This window comes from Aeromicrobium sp. (assembly GCF_023146395.1).
Classification (GTDB): domain Bacteria; phylum Actinomycetota; class Actinomycetes; order Propionibacteriales; family Nocardioidaceae; genus Aeromicrobium.
In genome coordinates this window covers 1-21233 of the sequence record NZ_JAGLCD010000002.1, presented here as the reverse complement: position 1 = coordinate 21233, position 21233 = coordinate 1, and the positions used below count along the sequence as shown (strand labels likewise).

Annotated in this window: 22 protein-coding genes; all 22 read right to left on the bottom strand. The window is 66.6% G+C overall.

Annotated features, from left to right (window positions below):
* Positions 1–3: 3 nt before the first annotated feature.
* A complete protein-coding gene (locus tag KAG51_RS01115; RefSeq protein ID WP_290579752.1) occupies positions 4–1209 on the bottom strand; it encodes an FAD-dependent oxidoreductase in 1206 nt (401 codons plus the stop codon).
* Entirely contained in the window at positions 1202–1399 is a 198-nt protein-coding gene (locus KAG51_RS01110) for a ferredoxin (RefSeq protein WP_290579750.1), read from the bottom strand. Before KAG51_RS01110 ends, KAG51_RS01115 begins: the two co-directional genes overlap by 8 nt.
* Before the next feature lie 37 nt (positions 1400–1436).
* The gene (locus KAG51_RS01105) at positions 1437–2186 is read right to left on the bottom strand and encodes an NAD(P)-binding domain-containing protein (protein ID WP_290579748.1); all 750 of its coding nucleotides are present in this window, start codon (positions 2184–2186) and stop codon (positions 1437–1439) included.
* Positions 2158–2952, bottom strand: coding sequence for an SDR family oxidoreductase (locus KAG51_RS01100; protein WP_290579746.1), 795 nt, complete (start codon positions 2950–2952; stop codon positions 2158–2160). Before KAG51_RS01100 ends, KAG51_RS01105 begins: the two co-directional genes overlap by 29 nt.
* Before the next feature lie 178 nt (positions 2953–3130).
* Entirely contained in the window at positions 3131–4063 is a 933-nt protein-coding gene (locus KAG51_RS01095) for an ABC transporter permease (protein ID WP_290579744.1), read from the bottom strand.
* Positions 4064–4077: 14 nt separating this feature from the next.
* Complete coding sequence (locus KAG51_RS01090; protein WP_290579743.1) at positions 4078–5022, bottom strand: ABC transporter permease; 945 nt, start codon at positions 5020–5022, stop codon at positions 4078–4080.
* Positions 5019–5885 (bottom strand): ATP-binding cassette domain-containing protein, encoded by an 867-nt coding sequence (locus KAG51_RS01085; protein WP_290579741.1) that lies wholly within the window; start codon positions 5883–5885, stop codon positions 5019–5021. The genes KAG51_RS01090 and KAG51_RS01085 overlap by 4 nt, the downstream gene beginning before the upstream one ends.
* Positions 5882–6910 (bottom strand): ABC transporter ATP-binding protein, encoded by a 1029-nt coding sequence (locus KAG51_RS01080; RefSeq protein ID WP_290579739.1) that lies wholly within the window; start codon positions 6908–6910, stop codon positions 5882–5884. The genes KAG51_RS01085 and KAG51_RS01080 overlap by 4 nt, the downstream gene beginning before the upstream one ends.
* 28 nt (positions 6911–6938) lie before the next feature.
* On the bottom strand, positions 6939–8012 hold the full coding sequence (locus KAG51_RS01075) for an amidohydrolase family protein (protein ID WP_290579737.1): 1074 nt from the start codon (positions 8010–8012) through the stop codon (positions 6939–6941).
* Positions 8013–8084: 72 nt separating this feature from the next.
* Complete coding sequence (locus KAG51_RS01070; protein ID WP_290579735.1) at positions 8085–9092, bottom strand: LLM class flavin-dependent oxidoreductase; 1008 nt, start codon at positions 9090–9092, stop codon at positions 8085–8087.
* A 64-nt stretch (positions 9093–9156) separates the two neighbouring features.
* Positions 9157–10269, bottom strand: a complete 1113-nt coding sequence (locus KAG51_RS01065; RefSeq protein WP_290579733.1) for a nitronate monooxygenase — start codon at positions 10267–10269, stop codon at positions 9157–9159.
* A 125-nt stretch (positions 10270–10394) separates the two neighbouring features.
* The gene (locus KAG51_RS01060; RefSeq protein ID WP_290579731.1) at positions 10395–12005 is read right to left on the bottom strand and encodes a long-chain-fatty-acid--CoA ligase; all 1611 of its coding nucleotides are present in this window, start codon (positions 12003–12005) and stop codon (positions 10395–10397) included.
* A gap of 47 nt (positions 12006–12052) precedes the next feature.
* Positions 12053–12799 carry an SDR family NAD(P)-dependent oxidoreductase gene (locus tag KAG51_RS01055; RefSeq protein ID WP_290579729.1) on the bottom strand — a complete coding sequence of 249 codons (747 nt, stop codon included), beginning with the start codon at positions 12797–12799 and terminating at the stop codon, positions 12053–12055.
* Between the two features lie 46 nt (positions 12800–12845).
* Entirely contained in the window at positions 12846–13799 is a 954-nt protein-coding gene (locus KAG51_RS01050; protein WP_290579727.1) for a cyclase family protein, read from the bottom strand.
* 4 nt (positions 13800–13803) lie between these two features.
* On the bottom strand, positions 13804–14436 hold the full coding sequence (locus KAG51_RS01045; protein ID WP_290579725.1) for a TetR/AcrR family transcriptional regulator: 633 nt from the start codon (positions 14434–14436) through the stop codon (positions 13804–13806).
* Positions 14437–14445: 9 nt separating this feature from the next.
* Positions 14446–14910, bottom strand: coding sequence for an OB-fold domain-containing protein (locus tag KAG51_RS14000; RefSeq protein ID WP_363316124.1), 465 nt, complete (start codon positions 14908–14910; stop codon positions 14446–14448).
* Positions 14903–15973, bottom strand: coding sequence for a thiolase family protein (locus tag KAG51_RS01040; RefSeq protein ID WP_290579723.1), 1071 nt, complete (start codon positions 15971–15973; stop codon positions 14903–14905). The genes KAG51_RS14000 and KAG51_RS01040 overlap by 8 nt, the downstream gene beginning before the upstream one ends.
* 74 nt (positions 15974–16047) lie before the next feature.
* Entirely contained in the window at positions 16048–16926 is an 879-nt protein-coding gene (locus KAG51_RS01035; protein ID WP_290579721.1) for an enoyl-CoA hydratase/isomerase family protein, read from the bottom strand.
* 718 nt (positions 16927–17644) lie between these two features.
* On the bottom strand, positions 17645–18931 hold the full coding sequence (locus KAG51_RS01030; protein ID WP_290579719.1) for a hypothetical protein: 1287 nt from the start codon (positions 18929–18931) through the stop codon (positions 17645–17647).
* On the bottom strand, positions 18915–19274 hold the full coding sequence (locus tag KAG51_RS01025) for a hypothetical protein (RefSeq protein WP_290579717.1): 360 nt from the start codon (positions 19272–19274) through the stop codon (positions 18915–18917). Before KAG51_RS01025 ends, KAG51_RS01030 begins: the two co-directional genes overlap by 17 nt.
* Before the next feature lie 156 nt (positions 19275–19430).
* A complete protein-coding gene (locus KAG51_RS01020) occupies positions 19431–20675 on the bottom strand; it encodes a hypothetical protein (protein ID WP_290579715.1) in 1245 nt (414 codons plus the stop codon).
* 41 nt (positions 20676–20716) lie between these two features.
* On the bottom strand, positions 20717–21043 hold the full coding sequence (locus KAG51_RS01015; protein WP_290579713.1) for a hypothetical protein: 327 nt from the start codon (positions 21041–21043) through the stop codon (positions 20717–20719).
* Positions 21044–21233 lie beyond the last annotated feature (190 nt).

Sequence of the window (21233 nt, the reverse complement as noted above, 5' to 3'; positions counted from 1 at the left end):
ACCTCAGGCCCCCGGCGCCGCGGCAGCCGAGCTGGCTGCTCGGCCCTTCACCATCTCGAGCCGCAGCTCCCGCAACACTCGGGGCCTTCCCACCACCACTGCCCCGGCGAGCCTGCCCGATCCATCACGATAGATCGCGGCCATGTCGCCCGACGACAAGTCTCCATCCAGCTCCTCGAGCTGATCGTCGTGGCCCACCCGGCCAAGAACGTGCAGCGTCAGCCCGTACTGATCGGTCCAGAAGTACGGAACGGCTTCCATCCGTCGCATCGGTGAGCCATTCCGTGTCGCCTCGATGTTGCGGGCGACGATCAGAGCCTGCTCGCTGGCATTGGTCCGATTCTCTCGGCGCTCGGTCTGACCGGACACGTCGTCGCGCCAGCGACAGACGTCGCCGGCGGCCCAGATGCCCGACGACACGCGCAGGTGCTCGTCGGTCACGACTCCATCGGCCAGCGTCACGCCAGTCCCCTGCAACCACTCGGTGTTCGGGACGCTACCGGTCGCCTCGACCACGACGTCCGCGTCGAGAACCGTGCCATCGTCGAAGCGAATCCGGAGCACGTCAGAGCCCGGCGTTGTGTCGACGCCGAGAGCCGACCGCCCGAGCCACCGCTGCACGCCGTGCCCCTCGTGCACGCCGGTCAGCATGGCAGCCACGGTCGACCCCAACAGCCGCCCCCCAAGATCCAGCTCCGGCGCCGCCACGACGACTCGGCAACCCCGCTGCACGGCACTCGCGGCTACCTCCGTGCCGAGAACGCTGGCGCCGAGCACGACGACGCTCGCGCCCGCGGTGAGCTTGTCGCGCAACGCGAGTGCGTCGTCGTAGGTGCGGAGGGCGTGCGCACGGTCGGCCGCATCACCGTTCAGGACGCGCCGTGGGCGCACCCCGGTCGCGATCACGAGGTCTTCATACGGAATCAACCGACCGGACGATAGGGCCACCCGATGAGTGTGGATGTCGAGCCCCACGGCCGGGTCGCCGAGCACGTACTGCGCACCTCGGTGGTCCGGCGCAAGCAGCCACGTCGGCTGAACCCCGCTATCAGTGAGCACCGACTTCGACAGAGGCGGTCGGTCGTAGGGGCGCTGAAACTCGTCGCTCACGACGGTGACCTGACCGTCAAGGCCTGCCCTCTCAAGCGTCGAGACGACGCCAGCGGCCGCGGCGCCACCGCCCACGACGACGACGCGATGGTCACTCATCGACGATCCAGATCGCTCGGGTGGGGCAGATCCCCACGGCGTCCTCGACCTCGCCGCGCCCCTCCTCGGGCACGTCGGTCCGCAGGAGGACGACAATGCCGTCCTCGTCCCGCTGGTCGAACACGTCGGGTGCGGCCACGACGCAGTGTCCAGCGGCGCAGCACAGGTCTTGGTCGATCTCGACTCTCATGTCGGGCTCCTGTGGTGAGTAGATGGTGCTCGCAGCATCAGACTGGCGGCAACGTCGCGATGTGCGAACGCCATGCCTCGATGTCTGCGAGTGAAGCTTGATCCAGTGCGAGCTGAAGGTCGTCAGCGGGAAGATTCGTGCAGAACGCCGGTGTCCCGGGTTGCTGTCGCCAGGACTGGTCCAGGGGCCCGCTCGCGACCGCGTCGAATCCCGCGGCGTCCACGAGCGAGAGCGCGACGTCCACCGAGTTCGAGGAGTCGCCCGCCACCGGCAGTGCGATCCGGTTGCGGCTGCCCGGGGCTCGCCCGAGGTCTCGCAGGCTCGGCACGTTGATCGTGTTGAACGCCTTGACGACGTCGCGACCGAGCAGCCGCTGCACTCGCATGCTCTCCACCTCTCCCTCGTCGAGCTCGGCGATGCGAGGGTCTCGACGCACCGGGGCGTAGTTCATGGTGTCGATCACGACGCTGACTCCAGCGACGTGAGACGGATCGAGCTCGGGCAGCGCACGGAGGGGGATCGAGACGATGACGGCATCGGCAGCGATCGCGACCTCCGAGACGCCTACCGCGCGTGCGCCGGTGTCCTGCGCGACCTGCGCCAGAGTCGACGGGCCACGAGAGTTGGCGAGCGCAACGTCGTGCCCAGATGCGACCAGACGAGCCGCGAGGGTCCCGCCGATCTTTCCCGCTCCGATGATGCCGATCTTCACTTCAGATCCTTTCTGATCCGGTCGGCGCGCGCGTCGTCCCGGGAGGTCATCCGAGCCTCCGCAGACGTCCGCCATCGACCGCGATGAACTGTCCGGTGACGAAGCTGGATCGGCCCGAGCACAGAAAGGCGACGACGGAGCCGACTTCCTCCGGGGTGCCGAGGCGGCCTGCGGGGGCACCCGCCGACCTGCGCGCTTCGACGTCGGCCACGGCCACTCCGCTGGCTTCCGCCTGCACCCTCATCTGGTCCTCGACCCTGGTCGTGCGGATTCCAGCCACCCCGACGCTGTTGGCCGTGACGCCATCGGCCGCCACTGCCGCTGCCAAGGCGGTGACGTAACTGCTGCCGGCAATCCGAGTGACGTCAGAGGCAAAGAGGTCGACGTCGCGATGCGCCTCACGAGCGCCGACGGAGTTCAGGGCCACCACCCGCCCCCAGCCTCGCTCACGCATTCCGGGGAGGACGTGCTCGAGCAGACGGTGGAGCGACAGCACCATGGTCTCGAAGCTGCGCGCGAGGTCTGCCTCGGACGTCTCGCCATGGCTGGTCAATGCAGGACTTCCGGTGTTCGACACCACGATGTCGATCGAGCCGAAGTGGGTCCGCGCAGTGTCGACAGCCGCGCTGATGCCCTTCGCGGTCGTCATGTCGGTGCAGGCACCGACAACGGCACCACCGCCGACTCGGAGGGAATCGACCGCGGATCCCAGCGCGTCGGAGTCACGACCGGCGATCACGATGTTCGCTCCCTCGGCAGCAAGCTCCTGCGCCACGGCGAGTCCGATACCTCGGCTGCCGCCAGCGACGATCGCGGTTCGGCCCTGCATCTCGAGATCCACTCCCTTGTTCTATCCGTGACTCACGACACCTGTCAACAACCTGCTTGCTGGCACGCAATCACATGCACGGCATGATCGATCTCGCTGTCATCGATTTCGCCTGTAGAAACAGTCTCTGTCGAGCGGACATCGCGCAGTGCTTAACTTTCCAATGGTCTGGATCTGCCTTGCTCACGAGTCAGACCGACGATCGAGCTGCCGATTCCACCCGCTCACGACGTCGCTTCGACCTGGTGCGCCCACGCCCCTCCAGCGAATCTCTCAGACCGTCACCGAAGGTCGACAGGGCCAGGATCGTCAGACTGATCATCACGGTCGGCGCCAGGACCATCCATGGCGCTTGGTAAATGCTGTCGAAGGCGGCGCGCAGCATGACGCCCCAGCTGGACTGCGGTGGCTGGACCCCGAGTCCGAGAAAGCTGAGACTGGCCTCGGCGATGACGATGACTCCAGCGGCGAAGGTCGTCTGGATCAGCAGGGGCGAACTGATGTTGGGCAGGACGTGACGCCAGAGGATGCGCCCAGGCGAGCATCCGATCGCGCGACACGCCTCGATGTAGGTCTCCGACGCCACCGACTGAGCAGCACCACGAGCAAGCCGGAACTGAGGAGGCGCCAGGACCACACCGATCGCGATCATCGCATTGGTGAGGCCTGCTCCCAGGATGCCCGCAATTGCCAAGGCCAGGATCATCGGCGGCAGCGCCATGATCGCGTCCGAGACACGACTCAGGAGCGCGTCGGCGACGCCGCCCGCGTAGCCGGCGATGAGCCCCAGGGTGATGCCGAGACTGCTCGCGACTGCGAGGCCTTGGAGCATGGCCAGCAGCGTCACCCGCGACGAGTACACCAGGCGGCTGAAGAGGTCGCGCCCGTACAGGTCCGCTCCCAACCAGTGCTCTGCTGATGGACTCTGGAACTTGTTGAGCAAGTTCTGCTCGTCCGGATCATGAGTCGCCACGAGGGGCGCCAGGAAGGCCAGCAGCACCAGCGCGAGCAGGAAGCAGACGGACACCACGGCCGCACGGTTTGCCACGAACTGCCGCACGCCCCTGCGCTCCCGCAGCCGGCGTCGTTCCCGAGTCGCCCCGGATGCTTCATCGATGGTCATCTCTCGTCTCCGTCTCATCGCCGCATCCTGGGATTGAGAAGCCCGTAGGACAGATCGGTCAGGATGTTCACCACGACCACGATCACGGCGGAGACCGCCACGATCCCGAGCACCATCGGCAGATCCTGTTGCACCACCGATCTCACCGCGAGTGCGCCGAAGCCGGGCAGGGCGAAGACGAACTCCACCGTGACGCTCCCTCCGAGAATCCGGTTCACCTGCAGGCCTAGCACCGTGACGATGGGTACCGCCGCGTTCTTCGCTCCGTGCTTCAGGACGACCGATCCCTCCGGCATGCCCTTCGCCCGGGTGGCTCGCACGTGGTCGGCGCCGAGGACGTCGAGGAACGAGCCGCGAGTCTGGCGCGCGAGCTCCGCGATCGGGACGGCAGCGACGGCGATCGCGGGGAGAACGAGGCTGCTCAGCCAGCCACTGATCCCGCCGTCAGCCACGGAGGTGTACCCGGTCGGAGGGAACCACGGCAGAAGGATCCCGAAGGCGACGGCCAGCAGAAGACCGAGCACGAACGGAGGCACCGACATGCACAAGGAGGCGAATGAGCTCAGGCCACGGTCCAGCCACGAGTTGGGGTGACGCGCCGCCATGACGCCGAGCGGCAGCCCGATCAGCACCACGAGCACCATCGAGACGAGCGCCAACGACGCGGTCACGGGCAGACGCTCCAGGATGGTCGACGTCACGGACTGTGAGCTGAACAGGGACGTTCCCAGATCCCCGTGGAGGAGCCCTCCGGCCCAGTCGAAGTAGCGCGACCACAACGGCTCGTTGAGCCCGAGGTTCTCGCGGACCTGCTCGATCTGCTCGGGTGTTGCGTTCTCACCCGCGCTGATCACGGCCGCGTCCGCCGGCATCAGCTCGAAGAGCAGGAACACGAACAGGCTCAGGAAGAAGAGCAGCGGAACGGCGCTGAGGAGCCTCCGAGCTGCGTACGCAATCATCGAGACCTCCTCTCCGTCGCAGGTCGCGACGGCCCAGGCGCGGGGAACCCGGCCGGCCACCTGGACACGCGCGTGGGCCGCGGTGTGGGGATCGCCGAGACCAGCGCCCGGGTGTAGGGGTGCTTCGGGTCGGTGAAGACCTCCTCAGGCGTTCCCTGCTCGACGATCACTCCCTGCGACATCACCGCCACGCGGTGGGCGAGGAAGCGCACCAGGGACAGGTCGTGCGAGATGAAGAGGTAGCTCAGACCTCGCTCCTGTTGCAGGTCGAGGAGGAGGTTCAGCACCTGCGCCTGGATCGAGAGATCCAGCGCGGCCACGGGCTCGTCACACACGATGAAGTCCGGATCCGCAGCCAGAGCTCGTGCGATGGCGATCCGCTGCAGCTGACCTCCGGAGAACTCACGGGGATACCGGTCCAGGTGGTCCTGCCGCATCCCGACCCGCTCGAGGAGCTCGCGGACCCGCGCCTCCTTCTCGGCGCCACCAAGACTCGTGTGCAGGGTCAGCGGCTCCCGGACTGCGGCGCGGAGCGTCATCCGCGGGTCCAGCGAGTTGAAGGGGTCCTGGAAGATCATGGTCATCCGTTGACGCATACGGCGCAAGGAAGCAGGACTCAGAGTCGACAGATCCGTGCCATCGAAACTGACGTGTCCACTGTCGGCCTCCACGAGCCGTAGAACCATGCGCCCCACGGTCGACTTGCCCGCTCCTGTCTCTCCGACGATCCCCAAGGTCTCGCCTCGATCGACGTGGAAGGACACGTCGCGCACGACGCTTTGGGCCGGCCGAGCCCGCCCCCACAGGCTGCGGCCCTGCGGGTACGACTTGTGCAGGCCGTTCGCGACGAGGAGCGGACTCATGCGAGGACACCCTTCAGCTCGATCTCGGCATGACGGGCACAACGGGTCAGCTGTGCGCCGCCGGCCGGCTCGAGGGGAATCGCCCCGGACGTGCAGACGCCCTCGCGGGCGTAATCACATCGGGGGGAGAACCGGCATCCCGTCGGCCAGCTCGTAGGAGCAGGGACCACCCCGGGGATGGCCTGGAGTCGCCGGCGCTGCGGGTCCGGGATCGCGGCCAGGAGCCCCTCGGTGTACGGGTGCCGCGGTTCGTGGAAGAGCCGATCGACCGCGGTCGACTCCACGACCTGGCCCGCGTACATCACGTTGACCCAGTCACAGGTCTCGGCCACGACACTCAAGTCGTGGGTGATGAACAAGATGGCCACCCCGAGCTCGTCCTGGAGGTCGTTCATCAGCGCGAGCATCTCCTTCTGCACCGTCACGTCCAGCGCTGTCGTCGCCTCGTCGGCGATCAGCAGACGCGGTCGGCACGCGAGAGCGATCGCCAACATCACCCGTTGGCACATGCCGCCGCTGAACTCGTGCGGATAGGCGCCGAATCTCCGTTCGGCGTCCGCGATGCCGACCCTGTCCAACATCTCGACGGCGCGAGATCGCGCGGCGCGACGGTCAAGCCCCTCGTGCCTCCGAAGGACCTCGGCGATCTGGTAGCCCACCGTGAACACAGGATCGAGACTGCGCCGTGGTTCCTGGAACACCATCGCGACGTCGCGACCACGTCGCCTGGACAGACGAGCCGACGACGCACCCACCAGCTCCTCGCCGGCCAGGCGGATCGACCCCGTCACCCGGGTCGTGTCCGGCGGCAGGAGTCCGATCGCAGCGAGCGACGTGACGGTCTTGCCCGACCCCGACTCGCCGACCAGCCTTACGGTCGTGCCCGCGGGCACGACGAGGCTCACGTCATCGACGACCCGGACCCAACCGTCGATTGTATGGAAGTCGACATTGAGGCACTCGATTTTGAGCACAGGCGCCAGGGGGTCGCTGGCGACCTCGGGCTCCACCAACACGTCGGTCATGGTCGTCTCTGCTCCTCTTCCGGTCTTGTCACGCATGCTGAGGCGTGGTCGGACGGACCAGGTCGTAGGTCCTGGCGGCTGTCCCGTGGTAGAGGTCCGCCTTTTCCGACGCCGAGGCGAGACTCGTGATCCGCTTGTACGCGTTCCAGATCGTCACGTAGCGTCCGCTCTGGCCGTCGGGAGGAAGGTTGCTCTCGAACATGCACCGATTGCTGCCGAAGGCCTCGATGCAGGTGTCGACCGTCGCGCTCCATGCCGCGGCGAGCTGCTCGGACGTGGGCGGCACTTCGCGTTCCTCCATCCCGAACCCGAACAGCGGCATGCCGAGACCACCGATCTTCATGACGACGTTGGGCTCGGCGGCCAGGCGCACGAGAGCGTCGCGCCAGACACTGCGCGACTCGGAAATCCCTGTGGCGTACCTCCCGACCCCGAGCGGGCCGCCTGCGTGGTTGACCACGATCGTCGTCTCCGGAAAGGACCGCGCCAGCTCCACGGCTTCCCCGAGCTGTGGATGGAACATGAAGAGGTCGAACGCGAGCCCGCGTGCCGCGAGCTCGGCGAACCCCTCGCGAAACGCCGGCGACTCGGACAGCCGCTCGGTGGCGAATCGGGAGGACGTCCCGCTCGACCCTGCCTTGCGCACCGCACTGATGCCGGGGCTCGGATCCCACGCGAGTCCGTGTCGGATGCTCTTCAGTCGGCCCGAACTGATGTGCAGCGCACGATCCAGCAGCACTCCGGCAGCCCGCCCGACCGTCAGGTCGACCCGTCCTACCACGCCTTCGGCCACCCGACACTCTCCATATCGCCCCGAGGCTGACATCGCCGCGACACCCGTTGCGAACTCGATCTCGCCCAGGGGTGCCTCCTCGGCCGGGCCAGAGGCGCGATACATCGAACCTGCTTCGACGTACACCGACGACACGATCCGGTGCCCGCTGTTCGCGTCCTCGAGGAACTCCTCGAGGAGGTAGCGCTCACGCGCACGGTCCCACAAATGGTGGTGAGCGTCGATGATCGGCAGTTCCGGCTCGAGCGCCGGCTCCGGATCTCGCCGGTCCCACCACGCGCGCAGTTCGTCAGGAGTGCGGCGATACATGGCCGGCACGGGCGGATCGGCGTGTGAGGTGCTCATGGTGCTCCGAGGTTCCGTGGTGGAAGGGCGGGTCGGTCAGACGTGCGGGGCGATCTCAGCGAAGAAGAGCTCGAGCTGCTCCATCGCCTCCTGGTGCGTGGACCCGGGCCAGTGGACGCGCAGGTCGAGCTCGGTCATCCCGGTCGACTGGGCGATCTCCTGGATCTGCTCGACGCATCGAGACGGCGGCCCGAGAATGAAACGCTTCTCGATCTCCTCGAGGTCCAGCTGGGAGGTCTCCTCCTGGGCCGCGGCACGGGCCGCGTCGTCCAGACCCCACTTCTGATAGGTCTGGTATCGAGCCCGACTGCGCTCGTACGCGAGCTGGCGGGCCGCCTCGACGGTGGGGGCGATCATGATGTCACGCCGCACCGGGAACTCGCCGTCCAACGACAACCCGTGCTTCGCTCGCTCCTCCAGGAACACGTCCCGCAGAACCTTCAGGTCGTCGTGACGGACGAACGGAGCGACGTACCAGGCATCGCCGATGCGGGCGGCCCGCCGCACCGCTGGTTCCGACTGCCCGCCCAACCAGATCGGAGGTCCGCCGGGCTGGAGCGGCAGAACGGACGGATGTGCGTCGTCGAGCTGGAAGAAGCGACCCGCATGCTGCACCGGGTCGCCGCTCCACAGTTGCCGAATCACGCTGATGGACTCCGCAAACCTCGCAGCACGCGTCTTCCGATCGACCCCGAAGGCCGCGAACTCCTTCTCGGAGTATCCGAGGCCCACGCCGTAGACAGCGCGGCCTCGCGTCACGACGTCCAGGGTCGCCACCTGCTCCGCCGCCTCGACCGGATTGACGAGCGACAGGAGTGCGATGCCCGTCGCGACGCGGACGTCGGGCGCGAAGGTGGCCAGGTGCGCCAGGTACGGGATCGGCTGGTAGAACCGGAGCTCGGACCCCAGAAAGTGCTGCCCTACGAAGACCGTGTCGACACCGAGCTCTCCGGCACGGCGCATCGCGTCTTCATGCTCAGCGACGTGCTGGACGGGATCGACACTGCGGTCGTGTATGGCCGTCAGCAATAATCCGAACTTCACCTCTGCCTCCCAGGATCCAGATCCATCGTGATGGACACTGCGCTCGTCCGCTCCGACTTCGCCGTCACTCGTCCATCCCGCTCAACGCGATGAGTCGCTGCGTGGAGTCTGCGAACTCCTCGACGAGCTCGAGCATGACGTCGCGCACCGTCGTTCGCCGGTTCAGCATGCCGACGATCTGCCCCACCGGGGTACCCATCACCGGGTCGACGCCGTGCTCCCATGCGCTGACGATCGGATCGCGCACGAGCAAGCCTTGCAGCGGCATCGGAAGCGGGGAGACCGGCGCGCCCGGGTCCTCCCATGCCGAGACCCACGGGGTCACGAGCTGCCGCACCGGCTTGCCGCTGGCGCACCGGCTCCGCACAGTGTCCTGCGACGTCGCCGCGAACAGCTTCTCCTGCACCGAGGGATCCAAGTCGCTCTCGGCAGTGGTCAACCAGATGGAACCCGTCCACACTCCTTCGGCACCGAGCGCGAGGGCGGAGGCGATCTGACGCCCGTCACCCACACCGCCAGCTGCGATGACCGGAATGTCGCCCGCCGCATCGACGACCTGCGGCACCAAGACCGTGGTCGTGATGTCTCCGGTGTGGCCCGCCGCCTCGGTGCCGACGGCGATGATGATGTCGGTGCCGGCGTCCACGTGCTTCTGGACGTGCTTGACCTGACCGACCATGCCCGCGGTGCGAACGCCAGCCCGCTCGAAGCGCTCCGCGAGATCCGCCGGGAACGGCCCGAGGGCGCTCACCGCCACAGCCATCGGGTGCTCAAGGGCCACCTCGATCAGCTCCCGCGCGTGGGCGTGGGTGCTGACCAGCCCATCACCGCCACCCAGCTCCGAGGGCTCACCAGGATTGTTGCGGGGCGGGATGCCGAACTGCGACTCGAGATTCTCGATGAACGCCCGGTGTTCCGCCGGAATCTCGCGCTCGAGCGCTTCAACGTCATCGCCCTCGTAGTCGCTGGGCAGCAGGAAGTCGACACCGTACGGGCGACCGTCCACGTGCTGATCGATCCAGTCCAGCTCGATCTTGAGCTGTTGGGGGGTGAGACGCACCGCCCCCATGACCCCGATCCCGCCGGCTCGACTCACGGCGGCGACGACGTCGCGGCAGTGACTGAAGGCGAAGATCGGAAACTCCGCACCCAGCATCTCGGCAACTCTGGTCTGCATGACCCACCCTCTTCCTAGTTCCTTGCTAGCAAGCAAAGACTAGACCGAACGTGACCTGCAACACAAGAGGATCCAGAGATCAGAAGATCGATAATCGAATTGCGCGCAAGCAATTACCTACGAAACTACTCAACAGCCTGCAGCGTCGCCGCGCTCGCTCTCAGCGCCCGCTTGTCGAACTTGCCCACGCTCGTGAGCGGGACCTCGTCGACCCGCACGAACCTGTCCGGCACCCAGAACTTGGAGAGCCGCGAGTCCAGGTGCCGACGCAGGTCGTCATCAGTCGTGAAGGAGTCCTCGACCACCACGAAGGCCCACGGCCTCTCCTGCCACCGCTCGTCGGGTACCCCGGCGACAGCCGCGGACCTCACGCGCGGGTGCTCCATCAAAGCGTTCTCGACGTCGACAGACGAGATCCACTCGCCGCCACTCTTGATGAGATCCGCCTGTCGGTCGACCAGCTGCACGAGCCCGTCCCGGTCGATCGTGACAACATCGCCCGACAGGTACCACCCGTCGGCGGTGAAGGCCGAAGCGGATCGCGCGTCCCCCGGGTACTCCTCGGCGATCCATGGTCCTCGAAGCCAGAGCTCGCCGATGCTCGCGCCGTCCCACGGGACGTCGCCACCCGCGTCGTCCACGACGCGAAACTCGACTCCGGGCACCACGCGCCCCTGGCGAAGCCGGCGGGTAGTCGAAGCATCGTCGGAAAGGTTCGACTCTGCGCGACGTTCGCCGACCAGGACCAGCGGCGATGCTTCCGTCATGCCGTAGGAGTGCACGAGGGGAACAGCCAGCCGGTCAGCCTGATCGATCAGGGCCCTGGACAGGGGAGCGCCGCCGCACACAGCAAGTCTCAGGCTCGACACGTCAACGGACGGATCCCGGCGAACGACGTCGAAGACGTCCGACCACACTGTGGGGACTGCAGCCACCAAGGTGACGGCGAAGGCCTCGACAAGATCGACCAAGAGCTCCGGGCGAGGACGAGCACCGGGAAGCACCAAGGTCGCTCCGGCCGCGATGGCCGCGAAGGGCAGACCCCACGCGTTGACGTGGAACATGGGTACCACCGGGAGTACGACATCTCGCCGACCGAGGCCCCAGGTGTCGACGTGGCTGAGCATCGCGGCGTGCAACACCTGCGACCGGTGGGAGTAGACGACCCCCTTGGGCGTACCGGTCGTCGCCGACGAGTAGCAGGTGGCAGCGGGGTGGCTTTCTCCCAGCTCTGGATACGTGTAGGGATCGCTGCTCTGCGATGCCAGAAGACCCTCGTAGTCGAGTACGTCCTGACCGTCAGGCGGTACCGTCCCCGCGGAGCCGAAGCACACCAACGGCACGACCGCCGGCGTACGGGCCTGGACAGCAGCGATCGCCAGGTCGGCGACATCCTCGTCGTAGAAGATCACGACGTCCCGGGCATCCGATGCGATCGCGGCCACCTGAGCGGCCGTGATGCGAACGTTGATCGTGTGAAGGACCGCGCCCGTCCACGTGGCGGCTAGGTAGACCTCGAGGTGCCGATGATGGTTCCATCCCAGGGTGGCGACTCGGTCACCGGGTTGCACCCCCAACTCCCGCAGGGCGTGAGCGAGACGATCGACCCTCGCGAAGAGGTCACGGTAGGTGAGGGTCTGCTGCTCACCGTCGACCACCGAGTGGACGGTCTGGTCAGGGAAGAAGGACCGCGCTCTGGCGTAGGTCCGACCGAGATGAAGTTGATCGCGATCCATGCGTCATCCTTTCGTCGGGTGACGCGATCGCGCCCCCTGCGCCTCTGCTAGTAGGCGATCCACCCGCCGTCGACGGGAATCACGGCACCGTTGAGGCGTTGGGCCGCATCGGTTGCCAGGAAGTACGCCACAGACGCGACCTGCTCTGCCGGCGCCGTGTCCGGCTTCCCGCGATCGCGGCTCAGCAGCTCGAGGCCCCGATCGGTGAAGTGGTTGACCCGCTTGTTCGGATCAGGCTTGCTTCCCATGCCCCCTGGCGCGACCGCGTTACAACGGATGCCCCTGCTGCCGTACGTGGCGGCGATGTGAAGCGTGAGCCCCACCACGCCGAACTTGGACGCGGTATAGGCGGCTCCCCCGCGCGCTCCACGCAAGCCCGACACCGACGCTGTGTTCACGATGATGCCCCCACCGCGTTCGACCATGGAGGGAAGGACGCGCTTCGAGAAGAGAAAGGGAGCTCGCAGGTTGACGTTCATGACACGGTCCCAGTCGGCGTCGTCGACCTCGTCGACGACGCCGATCTTCTCACTGATCCCGGCGTGGTTGAACAGGACATCGACGGGGCCGGGACCAGCCGCCACGGCGCGATCGACCTCGGCGGGCTGAGAGATGTCAGCGTGCACCGCGATGACATCGGGCCGGTCCGCAGCGAGCGACTCAAGATTCTTCTCACTGGCATCAACGGCGATCACGTGGGCGCCGGCGTCCAGACACATCGTGACGATGAGCCTGCCCATGTCGGGCCCGGCACCGCCGGTGACGAGAACTGTCTTGGATTCCAGTGAGCTCATGCCTTCTCCTTGGTCGTGAGATGAGCTGGTTAGAGCGAGCCGAGGGTCAGAGGACCGCGACGGGATTCACCGGAGATCCGGTGCAACCCTCGATGCTCAGGGGATTGAGGGTCAGCAGGAAGTCCGACCTCCCGCGTGAGGCACAGGCTTCAGCCAGCCTGTCGAGCTGCGCGTTGTCGACCAGAGGCATTCCCAGGTAGATCAGACAGCCGACGTGAAGCGGCGACACTGCCGGACCGAACGGCGAGGGGAGGGCATCGTGGCCGGCGTCGGAAATCATGACCGACACGCCTTGCTCCCTCAGCCACGGGAGGCAGTCGATGTCCAAGCCTGCAAGCCGCAGGTGCCGACTCCCCGGGAGGTACTCGGCCTCAGCGCCGAGCGTGTCGCGCCTCGCCCGTCGTCCGACACGGACCACGAGCGCATCACCGACGCGGATCTCGAGTCCCGCCGCCTCAGTGGCCCGGCTGAGCTCGTCGGACCGCACCGGCTCGTCCGGCTCGAGGAAGTCCACCCCTCGGAACCGAGGCAGGTCGAGCAGGACCCCACGGGTCGTGATGCCGTCGCGGAATGCCGTGATCGCGTGCGACTGCGCACCCGAGGAGGTCACGTCGGCAGCCGGCCGGCCGTTGTACATCAAGCCCTTGTAGAAGACGTGACACAGCGCGTCGATGTGAGTGATGCCGGGACCGTGCGGCGGGAAGGCGAGGAAGTCACGACAGATGCCGTAGTCGGCCGTCTGGGTGTCTGGGGCCAGCACCATGAAGTGTTGGGCTGGCGCAGGGTTGGAGATCGAGGACGCCAGCTCCAGCACTCCACACCCGATCCGCTCACCGGTGAGCACTGCATCGAACCCGGCCCTCACCGAGGTCGCGTCGATCAGGTTCACGGTGCCGAGCTCGTCGTCAGGCCCCCAGCGCCCCCAGTTGCTGACCTCGGCGAAGACGGCGTCTGCCTCGGCCTGGGGCCGAGGGTCGGTCAGGGTGCGCTGGCCGTGCACGTGACTAGCGAGGGGTCTCGTTGCTGACGACCGAGCCGTCGCACAGCAGGCTGGTGACCATGTCGGTCAGAGCACGAGAAGACATGCGGGAGCTCGACCCCCGCCACTTCGCCGTCGCGTGACATGCAGCGAGCATGAAACTGACCGAGGCACTGACCTCGTCGGTGGGGCGAAGCTCTCCGCTGGCGACCCCGTCGGAATAGGCGTTTACGAACTGACGGTGGTAGTCCTTGCGTCGCTGCAACACCTGCTTCAGCAGATCCTCGGGCAGCTCGCGGTCCTCGGTCTGGCTGATCATGATCAGGGCACTGTTCTCGATACAGATTCGGGCGTGCTCGCGGAGCATCGCCACGAACGTCCCCCCAGGAGTCTCCTCCTTCGCTGAGAGCACGCGCACCTCGAAGAGCGACATCGTGCGGTCGAAGAGGTAGAACAGGATCGCGTCCTTGTGCGGGAAGTGGTGGTAGAGCGCCTGGCGGGTCACGCCGAGCGTCTCGGCCACGATCGACAGGTTGGTCGCGCGGTAGCCGCGTTCGGAGAAGACCGTCGCGGCGGCATCGAGAATCATGTTGCGGTCGATCGGGTCGGTCCCGCCCGTGCGGTTCGACCTTCGAGCAACTTGCGCCGTCTTGACCATGGTGTCGTCCTACCTGTTCTCGGCGAACTCGTCGCCGTCCGTAATGAGCGTCCATCTGATCGTGGGAGCGGCAGTTCCGGTCGATACTGCGGAACCGTGCACCGGGACACCGATCGAGGGCACCGTCCCGCCCTCAAGAAGACCCAGCATGCGCAGATCCGGAGACTCGTCCATCTCCACGATGCAGACAATGTATGGCACCGATCCGGCGAAATCCTCTAGCGAAGATCGATGAACCTCGGTCCAGGTGTAGATGTGACCTCGCCCACCGATCTCTACCCAGTCAAAGCCACCACCCAGGCAGCTCTGGCATGCTGACCGCGGCGGCCACTGCAGGTGAAGGCATGCATCGCACCGTCGGACGACCAATCGGCCACGCGACGACGCCTCCTCGAATCCCGCGAGCTCATCGCCCCAAGCTCGTACCTGCGGCTTGGCGGGTTGGACGCCGTGGGCCGTTGCCGCGTCAGCCATGGCGCACCAGAAGTGCCATCGCGCCGTCGCCCAGATCGCCCCAACCAGTCACGGCGGCGACCTGCGCCGAGTCGACCTGCCTGCCGCCAGCCTCGTCCCGTAGCTGCCGGACGGCCTCGACGACATGGTTCATCCCACCCAGGTGCCCTTCGGCCATCAGACCCCCGTGAGGATTCACCGGAAGTGCGCCGCCCAGGGCGATCGCCCCCGACTCGACGAATGGCCCACCGTCGCCGAGCCCGCAGAAACCCGCTTCCTCCAACTGATGGATGACCTCGAACGTGAAGCAGTCGTAGATCATCGCCACGTCCACGTCCGCGGGACGAAGACCAGCCGTGTCGAACGCCGCGCTGGCAGCGTGACGGAGCCCGGTCTCCAGGAAGGGGTTGCGGGACACCAGGTCGTCCGGCGACGGAGGATGACCTTCTGCGACCGCCGCGAGAACCACCGGCTCACGATCGAGACGAGCGGCCACCTCGTCGCTGACGACGATCACCGCGCACGATCCGTCCGTCTCGAGACAGCAGTCTGCCCGGAGGTACGGCAGCGACACCGCCGGCGAGGCCAGATAGTCGTCCATCGCCAGCGGTCGTCCGTACAGCTGAGCGCCCGGGTTGAGCTGGGCGTGCGAGCGCATCGTCACCGCGACCTGTCCCAACTGCTCGCGCGTCGTTCCGTGCTCGTACATGTGCCGCTGGCACAAGAGCGCATACAGCTGAGCCGGGGTGGAGAGGCCGTGCGGCCGCTCGATGCCTTCACGAAGATGCGGTGCAGGAAGTAGCGTGGAGATGCGGTCGTGGATCCGCGACCGAGACGAGCCGTTGCGAGCGAAGTAGCACAACACGACCGTGGCCGCGCCGGACATGATCGCTGCCATGGCGACCTGGAGTCCTGCGACGGAGCTCGCGCCACCCAGCCGGGACGTCGCGGTGAAGCCCACGGCTCTGAGATCAAGCGTCCCGATCAGCTCCTCGGCCCTCGGGCCGGTCGGGTACGAGACGATCCCGTCGATCGAGTCACGGCTCAGACCACAGTCCTCCAACGCTCGACCGGCAGCTTCCACGGCAAGGCGAGCCTCGGATCTGCCGCTCGACCGAGTGAAATCTGTGACGCCGACACCCGCGATCAGGACCGATGTCACGTGCCTGACCCCGCAGGTGGGATCTGGTCGGCTTGAGCCTTGCGCGCATCGATCTGCTCACGGAAGTGTTGAATCGCTCCCGCGAGCCCTCGATCAGTGATGGTCTGACGCGTCGCCGTGGTCTGGGGACTGAAGTGCAGCACGGCGTTCGTCGTCGCCACCGTCTTCAGGGCCGACCGGAAGCCGCCGGCTTCGACCATCGTGTTGATCGCACGCTTCTTCGACGCGATGACCCCCGGCGGAGTGGCGGCGATCTCCACGGCGAGCTCGTAGCAAGCGACGTCGAGGTCTGCGGCCGGGACGACTCGATTCACCCATCCCCAATCCAACGCTGTTTGCGGATCGATCGTGCTACCCGCCCGGAAAGACATCTCCTTGGCCCGCTTCGGACCAACGAGGTGCACCCAGAACGGTGAGATGAACCCGCCGCCAAGCGGGAGCTGGGGCAATCCGATCACGGCGTCGTCAGAAACGACCGTCATGTCGCAGACCGACGCGAGCTGCGTGCCCCCGGCATAGCACGGCCCATGAACCTGCGCGATCGTCGCTTGCGGGAGGTCCCAGACGCGGAACCAACGATTGACCCGCTCGGCGACCTTGGCGTCGTCGTCGAGGATGTCGGCCTGCTTTCCCGGGGTGTACTGCCCGGGGGTGAGGTCGTAACCCGCAGAGAACGCACGGCCCGCCCCGCGGAAGATGACGACCGAGACCCCTCGGTCTGCGGCGATGAGATCCATCGCGTCGTCGAAGGCCGAGAGGAGGTCCTCGCTCAGCGCGTTCAACTTGTGCGGCCGGTTGAGCGTCACGTAGCAGATGTCACCCATCCGGTCGACCAGAATAGGTCGCTCTGCGTCTCCGCCAGACTGCGCGCTCACGGATCCCCTTCCAGCGGCACCTTGCCGACTCGTCAGCAAGGTATCGCGCCGCCAAGCGGTCGTCAACCGACTCACGAACTGCTAGCAGGAACACCATGTCGAGCGACGGGAGAGCAAGGCACGAGGCGAATGCTCATCCCCGGAGCGAGCTGAGTAGATTCGCCAAGCGGACCGCCAGCTCAAGCGAGCCGGCGGCATGCACGTTGCACCCGACCCGACACAGGCCCGTCGCGCACGTGCGCGGTGGTGCTCGCCCCGACAAGTCTGCGTCCGCGCCGTACGCGTGGGCTTCGGCAACCCGGTCGGGCGTCTTGCGGGTGATTTCGATCTCGACGGCGACGGTAGGCGGCGCGGGGTTGAACGACGTATTCGTTGTCGAGGTCGAATTGGTGGATCAGCCACGATGCCGGCGTGACCTTCCACCCTTGGGCCCGCCACTCGAGCATGGTCTCGGCGACGGCGACTTCGTGTCTGGCGACAGCGACCGCGTGCTTTGCGTGGTGCGCAGGTCGAGGTGGGAGGCGCCGAGGTTGGTCAGTGCCCACAGCGGGAGCAGCCCGATCGCAACGTAGCGGTGCGCCAGCCCATGGCGGCGAAGCACCGTCAACACCTGCCGGACGTCACTGGGGCGCACTTGCACCCATCGGGACAGCAGGCCGACCGTGGCGCAGCGGCCAACCTGATGGCGTCTCCGTGCGACGAACCCGCTGCGGCGGGCTCAGCGCGGCACGAAAGCTCCGCGGGAACTCCTCGGCAGTTCGATCCCAACAGCCAGGCTTGAAGACGACATCGACGTCGGCTCCGGGCGGCTCAGTAAGGGATCGAACGCGGCGGCTCGTTTGAGAGACTCGCTGTTTGCCTCGCATGCTTGATCGATGCTGTCGCGCAAGACGAGCCGGACTTTCGGGGGAAGCTCGATCGATCGCCCGAGGTAGACGTCCATTGGTTCAACCAAGGGCTTCACGCGGGTCTTCGACTCCTCGGCTCGCAGGAGGTTGTTGACGCCGCGGGCGGGTGCGCGCAGATCTTGTTCTTCTAACAGGTCACGGGCGGCCGCCGAGATCGACAGTGACGTCGAGAGATGCCCGTTGAACTGGGTAAGCAGTTCACGGCTGGTTTCTGGATCGGAGATGTCCCAGGTCTTCGCGAGCTCGCCTCGGAGAGTCTCCGAGGTGGAGATGATGGTGTCTGCCGGTGCTGAACTTCCGAAGCTGAGGTCTGCCACAATCTCGTTGACCTCGGCCCAAGCGCGCGACGCGCTGGTGAGAGTTGGCATGAGGCGGTCGGCGGTGACCTCGTCGATGACTCCAGTTGTCACTGCACGCTCGATGGCCCCTCGGAAAGTCTCGGCGATCGTCACTTCTTGGTGGGCAACGGTATGGAGCACGGCGGTCGACCTCTCAGTCAGGAGTGCGCGATGAGCGGTGAGGTCCCAGTTGGCCAGAGCCGTCGCGAGGCTGGCGGTCATCGGGTAGCTGCTGCTCGGCATGATGCGCAGGGCTGCTTCCATGGCGAGTTGTTCCATCGCCTTCATCCGACGGTGCACGTCACTGGCGGCAGCCTGGATCTCCTCGGTGTCGGGGACACGGTCGATGCGCAGGTCGATGCGGTGTTCGTCCGCCCGATCGCCGACGAGGTTCGCGACTACCCACAGCGTTGAGTGAAGCGCCTGCGCCGCATCGGCCCGCTGTTCGAGGTTGGCGGGACCTGAAGCACTCCCGGCCGTTCGGATGGCGGCAGCGGCCTGCGCGAGGAGCGGGTCTGCGCTGCCGGGTCCTGGCCACTCGCGTTTCCTGCCGGCGCTCTCGAGTGCGCTGGTGGCCGCGGCGATGCGCTCAACAATCCGTGACGGGTCCTCGAGCTGCAACGCGTCGTGGGTGGTCAGCGCTGCCTGCGTCAGGCGGGACCAGCCGCGCACCAGCTCGCCCGGATCGGCACCAGGGGCGTGCCGGGCTCGCAGAGAGATGCGCTCTGCCGTGCGGAGGTGTTCAGTTGAGGTAGCCACAGCGACGGGCTCCTTCCGTGGCGCGCCCCATCGCGATCAGGCACTGCACGATCTCCGCGTCGCGCTGCGGCAGCAGACCTTCCTGAATCCTCGACGCGCACGCGGGGAGGTCACGGACGTCGCAGACGTCAGCAAGGTCCGCTAGCTCCTCCAGGCCGATGAGTTGCTGCAACCGCCGGCTGGCGACATGAGCGTCGAGTCCGAACTGCGAAAGCCGTTGCCGCTCCTCGATGCGGTCATCGGGCAGGTCTCGGAGTCCGGTCATCGCGTCGCGGCTCAGCGATTCGAACAGGCTGATCGCGTGGTTGGCATCCGTGATGAGCTGCTCGGACAGGTCAGGCATGACGGCTCCTCGAAGTCGGTGTGACACGAACAACTCCAGCCCCTCGACGGGGCTGCCCGAAGCACCGCCTGCGCCTGCTGTGGACAACACGCGAACCACGAGAGTTGTGGACGGTACCCACACCGATGCAGCGCTCGACCGCGTACTGGCGCGTGGTCATCGGTCGAATCCAGTGGGGTGAGCGGAGCGGGAGATCGCCAGCATGGGATCGCCCAATCGCGTTCGAGCCTGGCCAGTTCGTGCAGGTGTCAGCAGCTCAACCTCATCGGAGAACACCAGCGCGAGCGCAACTGGTCGCTCGTGCTGAGAGACGATCGATCGAGCCAGCACTTGAAGGTCACTGAAGACTCGGAGGGCCGATCGACGCGCGCGATCGAGCCCGGTGTTCGCCGCCACGATGCCCCTCGACACTTCCCTCGTGAGTGCGCCGTTCGGTGACGACTGCGCGAGTGGCATGAGCAAGTCAACAACGTCCTCGAGGTCGAGCTGTAGGTGCCGAACCTCTTTGGCGGCCTGCAACGCTATCGCTGTCATCGACCGGGCGGTCCCTGAGTCGATCTCACCGGCAGTCGCCTTCTCAAGGAGCAACGTCTCGGCCTGGTGCAGGGCGTCGCGCATGCCCTGCGCTTGCTCGCGCCGCTGGCCCCTGAGAGAGCGGCGCAGGTCCTCGGCACGGTCGACGAGCAGGAGACAGCTGCCGCGTTGACGGGCGAGCGACTCGATCTCGATCAGTTCGGCATGATCGGCATCCAGGTGGTGAGGGAGACGTTCCCTGTCGACCACGGCCTGTCTGGCGGGCTCAACCCGGGCGACCGGACCATGGTCGGGAGGGATCTCTGCCCCGGCCTCAACGCGGTCACCGACGAGGCGGGCAACATCCACCGACAACGAACGCGAGATCATCACAAGGTCTTCATGCGCTCGGTAAGCACCGCGCTGAGCCTGCTCCAACGGCGTCGATGCGTGCTGAAGCGAACGAGGCAGCTTCCGCCGCGTCTCGAGATCCCCTGACGGGTCCGCGGCGACGTCGCGCATGGCGTCTGCCGTGTCCTTGATCGCTAGCTGCAGGTGACGAACCTCCCGCGCAGACTGCAGCGCAACCCCGATCATGGTCCGCGCACGGGCCACATCGATCTCACCCGAAACGGCCCCGCCGAAGTATGCGCTCTCCGTCGCATCGAGAGCGGACCGGATCGACAACGTGATGCTCGAGAGCGGATCGCCGAGGTCACGCCTTGTGTCAGCAGCCCGGTCAAGGACGTGCTGCCTCGCATCTCCCGGTCCGCGCAGGCGTTCAAGTTCCAGAATCTCGCTGCGCACGACCGACAGACGCATCATCAGATCTGCCGCTGCGGACTCAGCTGCTTCCGCGCGGATCAGTGCGTCGGACAAGATCGTCATGACGTCTCCCGGGTTTCGAGACTTGTGCACCTCCGGGGACTTCACGTCTCCGCCTCGGCCGAAGATGACGACGTCCGGTTGTGATCTTCGGCGATCGCACGCAGTCGCTTGACCTCACGGGCGGAGAGGTCCGGGACCCATTCCTCCAACGCCGTGAGCGTGACCCCTTCGTCGCACATCAACCGCACCAACGCCTGGCCTGCTGCCACCTCGAGACGGCGAGTGAGCTCGTCGCGCTCCTGGAGGGCTACCGCAACTTCGATACCCAAGTCCGACCTGCGCTTGTCCGCGGCAGCACGTTCACGACGCCGCGACGCCTGAGCCTGAAGCGCCGTTAAACGCGCCTGCTGTCTGATCGAGCGACCCATCAGTCTTCACTCCTTCATCGACTACCTATTCCTCCCTCAGGGCCACGCGCTCGTCGATGAGTGATCAGCCCCGCGAGCCGCCCAGACGACGTCCTCCGGAGCCGAACTTCCGCCGGCGGCCGACCCCCCTCTCGAACGTCCACACACCTCTTGCATTTCTGGTAGCAAGGCCGCGAATCAACGCCAAGTT

Coding starts and splice junctions, on each gene's coding strand:
- KAG51_RS14000 (WP_363316124.1), bottom strand. CDS start 14,910: ATGGCTGACGCGGCAACGGCCCACGGCGTCCAACCCGCCAAGCCGCAG.
- KAG51_RS01110 (WP_290579750.1), bottom strand. CDS start 1,399: ATGAGAGTCGAGATCGACCAAGACCTGTGCTGCGCCGCTGGACACTGC.
- KAG51_RS01015 (WP_290579713.1), bottom strand. CDS start 21,043: ATGGGTCGCTCGATCAGACAGCAGGCGCGTTTAACGGCGCTTCAGGCT.
- KAG51_RS01045 (WP_290579725.1), bottom strand. CDS start 14,436: ATGGTCAAGACGGCGCAAGTTGCTCGAAGGTCGAACCGCACGGGCGGG.
- KAG51_RS01020 (WP_290579715.1), bottom strand. CDS start 20,675: ATGACGATCTTGTCCGACGCACTGATCCGCGCGGAAGCAGCTGAGTCC.
- KAG51_RS01090 (WP_290579743.1), bottom strand. CDS start 5,022: ATGATTGCGTACGCAGCTCGGAGGCTCCTCAGCGCCGTTCCGCTGCTC.
- KAG51_RS01075 (WP_290579737.1), bottom strand. CDS start 8,012: ATGTATCGCCGCACTCCTGACGAACTGCGCGCGTGGTGGGACCGGCGA.
- KAG51_RS01105 (WP_290579748.1), bottom strand. CDS start 2,186: ATGGCGGACGTCTGCGGAGGCTCGGATGACCTCCCGGGACGACGCGCG.
- KAG51_RS01085 (WP_290579741.1), bottom strand. CDS start 5,885: ATGAGTCCGCTCCTCGTCGCGAACGGCCTGCACAAGTCGTACCCGCAG.
- KAG51_RS01095 (WP_290579744.1), bottom strand. CDS start 4,063: ATGACCATCGATGAAGCATCCGGGGCGACTCGGGAACGACGCCGGCTG.
- KAG51_RS01025 (WP_290579717.1), bottom strand. CDS start 19,274: ATGCCTGACCTGTCCGAGCAGCTCATCACGGATGCCAACCACGCGATC.
- KAG51_RS01060 (WP_290579731.1), bottom strand. CDS start 12,005: ATGGATCGCGATCAACTTCATCTCGGTCGGACCTACGCCAGAGCGCGG.
- KAG51_RS01065 (WP_290579733.1), bottom strand. CDS start 10,269: ATGCAGACCAGAGTTGCCGAGATGCTGGGTGCGGAGTTTCCGATCTTC.
- KAG51_RS01080 (WP_290579739.1), bottom strand. CDS start 6,910: ATGACCGACGTGTTGGTGGAGCCCGAGGTCGCCAGCGACCCCCTGGCG.
- KAG51_RS01115 (WP_290579752.1), bottom strand. CDS start 1,209: ATGAGTGACCATCGCGTCGTCGTCGTGGGCGGTGGCGCCGCGGCCGCT.
- KAG51_RS01055 (WP_290579729.1), bottom strand. CDS start 12,799: ATGAGCTCACTGGAATCCAAGACAGTTCTCGTCACCGGCGGTGCCGGG.